This window comes from Streptomyces colwelliae, from assembly GCF_048158785.1.
GTDB lineage: Bacteria > Actinomycetota > Actinomycetes > Streptomycetales > Streptomycetaceae > Streptomyces.
Map to the genome: position 1 here is coordinate 1 of NZ_JBLTJC010000542.1, position 5,529 is coordinate 5,529.

5 protein-coding genes are annotated in these 5,529 nt (G+C 70.2%); 3 read left to right on the top strand and 2 right to left on the bottom strand.

The window, feature by feature from the left end:
* The first annotated feature begins 66 nt into the window (after nt 1–66).
* Both ACNFOC_RS50270 and ACNFOC_RS50275 read left to right on the top strand, forming a co-directional pair.
* A complete protein-coding gene (locus ACNFOC_RS50270) occupies nt 67–1,314 on the top strand; it encodes a sensor histidine kinase (RefSeq protein WP_416965680.1) in 1,248 nt (415 codons plus the stop codon).
* Nucleotides 1,311–1,997 (top strand): response regulator, encoded by a 687-nt coding sequence (locus tag ACNFOC_RS50275; protein ID WP_366493961.1) that lies wholly within the window; start codon nt 1,311–1,313, stop codon nt 1,995–1,997. The genes ACNFOC_RS50270 and ACNFOC_RS50275 overlap by 4 nt, the downstream gene beginning before the upstream one ends.
* 10 nt (nt 1,998–2,007) lie before the next feature.
* On the opposite strand, the gene nadA is transcribed toward ACNFOC_RS50275, so the two are convergent.
* A complete protein-coding gene (gene nadA / locus ACNFOC_RS50280) occupies nt 2,008–3,192 on the bottom strand; it encodes a quinolinate synthase NadA (protein ID WP_416965681.1) in 1,185 nt (394 codons plus the stop codon).
* Between the two features lie 310 nt (nt 3,193–3,502).
* Between nadA and ACNFOC_RS50285 the strand changes: the two genes are divergently transcribed.
* Nucleotides 3,503–3,859, top strand: coding sequence for an iron-sulfur cluster assembly accessory protein (locus ACNFOC_RS50285; RefSeq protein ID WP_019065032.1), 357 nt, complete (start codon nt 3,503–3,505; stop codon nt 3,857–3,859).
* 120 nt (nt 3,860–3,979) lie between these two features.
* Here ACNFOC_RS50285 and ACNFOC_RS50290 read toward each other — a convergent pair.
* Nucleotides 3,980–5,529, bottom strand: a 1,550-nt coding sequence (locus ACNFOC_RS50290) for a hypothetical protein (RefSeq protein WP_416965682.1), incomplete at its 5' end; no start/stop codon positions are given.

Here is a 5,529-nt window from a genome sequence, read left to right on the forward strand (position 1 = left end):
GTCTGGGGGCGGCAGCCCCCAGTACGGGGCCACCCCAGCACCGGTCACTCACAAGGAGACGTACCGTTGGCCCCCGTTCCGCCCCCGGCAGGGACCCGCACCCTGGACCGCGCCCGCTGCCAAGCGAACGCGCACCCCTCCGCCCTGGACGCGGTCCTCGCCGCTGCGGTGCTCGTCTGCATGGTCGCCGGTTCCTTCGTGGACCCGCACGGGGACAACGGCGTGAGCTGGGGCCTCCGCACCCCCGCCCCCCTCAGCCTGATCCTGATGGCGGTCGGCGCCGCCGCGCTGGTCAAACGCCGCCGCGCCCCCATGATGGTGCTCGCCGTCACCGCCACCGCCTCCCTCATCGAGAGCGTCACCAGCGACCCCCGCGCCCCGGTCGCGATGTCGGCCGTGGTCGCCCTGTTCACCGTCGCCGTCACCACCGACCGCTCGACGACCTGGCGCGTCGCCCTGCTCACGATGACCGTGCTGACCGGCGCCGCGATGCTCGGCGGCCCCCTCCCGTGGTACGCCCAGGAGAACCTCGGCATCTTCGCCTGGACCGGCATGGCGGCCGCCGCCGGCGACGCCGTACGCAGCCGCAAGGAATTCGTGCACGCCATACGCGAGCGCGCCGAACGGGCCGAACGCACCCGCGAGGAGGAGGCCCGCCGCCGGGTCGCCGAGGAACGGCTGCGGATCGCCCGCGACCTGCACGACGTGGTCGCGCACCACATCGCCCTGGTCAACGTGCAGGCGGGAGTCGCCGCGCATGTCATGGACAAGCGCCCCGACCAGGCCAAGGAAGCCCTCGCCCACGTACGCGAGGCCAGCCGCTCCGCGCTCAACGAACTCCGTGCCACCGTCGGCCTGTTGCGCCAGTCCGGCGACCCCGAGGCCCCCACCGAACCGGCCCCGGGCCTCGACCGCCTCGAAGAACTCGCCGGCACTTTCCGCAGCGCCGGCCTCCAGGTCGAGGTCGCCCGCGCGGACAACGGCACCACCCTCCCCGCCGCCGTCGACCTGGCCGCCTACCGCGTCATCCAGGAAGCCCTCACCAACGTGCAGAAACACGCCGGTACGGAGGCGAAGGCCGAGGTCAGCGTCGTACGCGTGGGCCCGAACGTCGAGGTCACCGTCCTCGACAACGGCTCCGGCGAGGACCAGGACCCCGACTCCGGCGGCGGCCACGGCCTGCTCGGCATGCGCGAGCGCGTCACCGCCCTGCGCGGCACCCTCACCACCGGTCCCCGGTACGGAGGCGGCTTCCGCGTCCATGCGATCCTGCCGGTCAAGACCCGTCCACGCGCCTCGGGGGACCCCGTATGACGACGATCCGTGTCCTGCTCGCCGACGACCAGGCCCTGCTGCGCAGCGCCTTCCGTGTACTCGTCGACTCGGAGCCCGACATGGAGGTCGTAGGAGAGGCCTCGGACGGCGCACAGGCCGTACGGCTGGCGAAGGAGGAGCGGGCCGACGTCGTGCTGATGGACATCCGGATGCCCGGCACGGACGGCCTCGCCGCGACCCGCATGATCAGCGCCGACCCGTCCCTGGCTCACGTCCGCGTGGTCATTCTGACGACCTTCGAGGTCGACGACTACGTGGTGCAGTCCCTGCGCGCGGGCGCGTCCGGCTTCCTCGGCAAGGGCTCGGAGCCGGAGGAACTCCTGAGCGCGATCAGGGTCGCGGCGGCCGGAGAGGCACTGTTGTCCCCCGTGGCGACCAAGGGACTGATCGCCCGCTTCCTCGCCCAGGGCGGCGACCTGGACGACGACCGTGACCCCGCCCGCGCCGAACGCCTCGACGCCCTCACCGTGCGCGAACGCGAGGTCCTCGTCCAGGTCGCCGGCGGCCTCTCGAACGACGAGATCGCCGAACGCCTGGAGGTCAGCCCCCTGACGGTGAAGACCCACGTCAACCGCGCCATGTCCAAACTGGGCGCCCGCGACCGGGCCCAACTCGTCGTCATCGCCTACGAGTCGGGACTGGTCCGGCCGCGAGTGGAATAACCCAGCAGGCTTACGGCAGCGCCAGCATCCGCTCCAGCGCCAACTTGGCGAACGCCTCCGTCTCCTTGTCCACCTCGATGCGGTTGACCAGGTTGCCCTCGGCGAGGGACTCCAGGGTCCAGACCAGGTGGGGGAGGTCGATGCGGTTCATCGTCGAGCAGAAACAGACCGTCTTGTCGAGGAAGACGATCTCCTTGCCCTCGGGGGCGAAACGGTTCGCGAGCCGGCGTACGAGATTCAGCTCGGTGCCGATGGCCCACTTGGAACCGGCCGGGGCCGCCTCAAGTGCCTTGATGATGTACTCGGTTGAGCCGACGTAGTCCGCCGCGCTCACGACCTCGTGCTTGCACTCGGGGTGGACGAGGACGTTGACGCCGGGGATACGGACGCGGACGTCCTCGACCGACTCCAGAGAGAAGCGGCCGTGCACCGAGCAGTGGCCGCGCCACAGGATCATCTTCGCGGCGCGCAACTGCTCAACGGTGAGGCCCCCGTTGGGCTTGTGCGGGTTGTAGAGGACGCAGTCCTCCAGCGTCATCCCCATGTCCCGCACGGCGGTGTTGCGGCCCAGGTGCTGGTCCGGCAGGAACAGGACCTTCTCGCCCTGCTCGAAGGCCCACTCAAGGGCCCGCTCGGCGTTCGACGAGGTGCAGATCGTGCCACCGTGCTTGCCCGTGAATGCCTTGATGTCGGCGGACGAGTTCATGTACGAGACGGGCACGACCTGCTCGGCTATCCCGGCCTCGGTCAGCACGTCCCAGCACTCGGCGACCTGCTCGGCGGTGGCCATGTCGGCCATCGAGCAGCCGGCCGCGAGATCGGGGAGTACGACCTTCTGGTCGTCGCCGGTCAGGATGTCCGCGGACTCCGCCATGAAGTGCACACCGCAGAACACGATGTACTCGGCCTCCGGGCGCGCGGCCGCGTCCCGGGCCAGCTTGAAGGAGTCGCCCGTGACGTCGGCGAACTGGATGACCTCGTCGCGCTGGTAGTGGTGGCCGAGCACGAAGACCTTGTCGCCGAGCTTCTCCTTGGCCGCGCGGGCCCGCTCGACCAGGTCCGGGTCGGACGGCGAGGGCAGGTCGCCGGGGCACTCGACGCCGCGCTCGCTCCTCGGGTCGGCCTCACGGCCGAGGAGGAGCAGGGCGAGGGGCGTCGGCTGAACGTCGAGTTCCTGGGTCTGGGCGGTGGTCACGACACGCACCCTTTCTGTTCTGCGGGCTGGGCCGGCCTGATGGGAGGACAGCCCTTTTCGTCGAATTGACGTTATCTATCATAACTGCTTCACGTCAGTTTGACGATGCCCATAGCGTCGATGTGACATCAATCCCGGTGGGCGCCCGCGGACGCACCCGGTACGCGCCCGGCGAGGGGGCTTGCAGGCGTGTGCGAGCATGGAGAGAGGAGCCAAGGGAAAGACACCGGACATGGTCCGGAATGAATCCACGGCCCCGGCGGTTGAAATCGTCGGCAAGCAGTCTCCGTACAACCCGGGAGAGATGTAGATGTCCGTATCGGACGAGACCAGCACCGTCACCGACGGCATCCTTCTGTCCGACGCCGCCGCGGCGAAGGTCAAGGCCCTGCTCGACCAGGAAGGCCGTGAGGATCTGGCCCTGCGTGTCGCCGTCCAGCCCGGCGGCTGCTCCGGCCTGCGTTACCAGCTCTTCTTCGACGAGCGCTCCCTCGACGGCGATGTCGTCAAGGACTTCGGCGGCGTCAAGGTCGTCACCGACCGCATGAGCGCCCCGTACCTGGGCGGCGCCTCCATCGACTTCGTGGACACCATCGAGAAGCAGGGCTTCACGATCGACAACCCGAACGCGACGGGCTCCTGCGCCTGTGGCGACTCGTTCAGCTAAACCCGCTGAACCCGCTTGTGCCCCGTTGGGCAATTGAGCAGAGCGAAGGCGGCGGCCCCCTCCGACAGGGCCGCCGCCTTCGGGCTTTTCTGGTGCCCGTGCGGTCGTCTGCGGTCGTCGCTACCGGGCCGGTGAGGGTCCCGTCCCGACCTCCGCCTTCTTCTCCACGGGGATCTTCGTGCCGTCCGGCCCCACGACCTCCCGGTCGCCGACCGGCGCCTTCAACTGCACGGTCTGGTGGTAGACCTTGGCGATCATGATGCAGACCTTGTCCGGCCAGGGCGTGTCGGTCACCGTGACGGTCACCTTGCCCGAACTCTCCACGGCCGACGCCTTGTAGTCGGCGCACACCCCGCCGGTGAAGGCCACGGTGAGGCTCTTCCCGTCGGTCGTGTAACCGTCCGCCTTGATGTCGTGCGGCGCCGCGGTGGAGGTCGAACTCGCCGTAGGCGTGGGCGTGTTGGCCGAGGCCAGATACTTCGGGTCGATCGCCGGATACGTCACCGTGAAGGTGTCCTGCCCGCTCGCCTCCCGCGCCTCGAACAGCCAGGACGGCACCAGCGTCTGCTTCCCGTCCACGGAGTGCACGGCGAGCCCGAACACCGCGTGCTCGACGGTGGTCGACGCCTGCGTGGGCGTGGCGGAAGCCGCGGTCGACGACCCGGTCGACGACCCGCAGGGCGCCTCCAGCCGGTCCTTCAGCGGTACGGGACTGGCGCAGCCGCCGATGCCCATCCGGTGGTCGGTCCTCGGCGCCGCGTTCATCAGGTCCAGCGTCTTCCGCGCACTCAGCACGGGATAGACGTCACCCTTCACCGGCGCCGCCAACTCCCCGCTCCCGCCGACCACTTCACCCTGAGCGCTGATGGTCAGCCCGGTCGTCCACCCATGAGTGGGCAGCCCACCGAAGACGGGCTCGGCGTTCACGACCCGCTGCGCGCCCATGAGTTGGCTCGCGTCGACCTTCGCGTCGTCCTGGCCGACGGCCTTCAGGATCGGGGCGGCGGCCTTCTTCGCCACGGCCGCGCTCACCGGGTCGGTGGCCGAAGTGCCGGGATCGTGCGTGCACTTGAGGGTGCCGCCGGTGCAGTCGTCGGTGCCGGGTGCGTAACGGTTGAACGTCCACATGCCCGGCGCCGCCTTGTTCACCTGCAGACTCGGCCCGCTGCCGTCCTGCCCGCCGATCTTCCAGACCTGCCCCTCGGCGACCGGTGTCCCCTCGACACCGAGCGCCTTCGCGAGCCGGCTCACCGCGTCCTTGGTCACCTCACCCTGCGGCGCGTAGACAGCCGCGGACTCCGGCCCGTCGGGCAGACTCCCCGCGGCCCGATACGTCTGCCCGTACGGATTCGGCTCCCCGGACGCGATCCCATTCGTACCGCCCGAGGAGTACCCGTCGAGCGCGAGCGGCGGCGGAGTCCCATCGGCGCCGGAGGCCGCGGAACCCGTCCCTTCCCCCGAACCGCCGGAAGAGGAAGAGGACGACGCGAGATACGCCCCGCCACCTCCGACGAGCAGCACGGCGGCCGCCACCGAGGCGATGACGAGGGGCGACCGGGGTCGCGCCGGGCGCCTGTCGTCGGTTTCGGGGGAGTGCTCGTGCAGCGAGAGTTCGGTGTCGGTGGTGGAGACGGGCTGCTCCGGGTGGGCGGCCTCGGGGGGTGTGGGGT

Excerpts from the sequence above, each read along its gene's own strand:
- ACNFOC_RS50285 (WP_019065032.1), top strand. The coding sequence starts at position 3,503 with ATGTCCGTATCGGACGAGACCAGCACCGTCACCGACGGCATCCTTCTG.
- ACNFOC_RS50275 (WP_366493961.1), top strand. The coding sequence starts at position 1,311 with ATGACGACGATCCGTGTCCTGCTCGCCGACGACCAGGCCCTGCTGCGC.